1 protein-coding gene is annotated in these 352 nt (G+C 65.3%); it reads right to left on the bottom strand.

What is annotated here, in order from left to right; translation table 11 throughout:
- Positions 1-124: 124 nt before the first annotated feature.
- Positions 125-307 (bottom strand): hypothetical protein, encoded by a 183-nt coding sequence (locus EOC06_RS44720; protein ID WP_095482601.1) that lies wholly within the window; start codon positions 305-307, stop codon positions 125-127.
- Positions 308-352: the final 45 nt, after the last annotated feature.

Raw genomic sequence — 352 nt, 5'->3', positions numbered from 1 at the left:
GGCAAGGGCGCGGCTGGCAATGTGTGTTTTTGCACCTCGCGCCGTCGCCCGCGGGCCAGCCGCGGCGCAGCTTCCCTTGCCGCCGTTAACTCGCAAGTGGCACCTCCGGGAGGAGGAAGCCGGCTCAATGAGCCGGCCCCTGTTCAAAGGGATCGTATTCGGCAAGGGTCTCGACCTCATCGTCGTCGAGTTCGGCGCTTGGCAGGACGCCGAATTCGTCGCCGGAGCGGAAGAGCGTGACAGGGACCATGAGGGTGCGGGCGAGCTGGAAGGCGTGGTTTTGGACGAGGGAAAGATCTTGCGACATCTGAGGGCTCCGTCATTGGCGCGGGCCCATTCCCGCTCGATGGCT

The sequence above is a fragment of the Mesorhizobium sp. M7A.F.Ca.MR.362.00.0.0 genome (assembly GCF_004023175.1).
Taxonomy (GTDB): domain Bacteria; phylum Pseudomonadota; class Alphaproteobacteria; order Rhizobiales; family Rhizobiaceae; genus Mesorhizobium.
Note: the sequence above shows the minus strand (reverse complement) of the source record. Positions and strands in the feature narration are given on the sequence as shown.

What these genes read in the sequence shown, in the direction of transcription:
- EOC06_RS44720 (WP_095482601.1), bottom strand. Translation starts at nt 307, where the DNA reads ATGTCGCAAGATCTTTCCCTCGTCCAAAACCACGCCTTCCAGCTCGCC.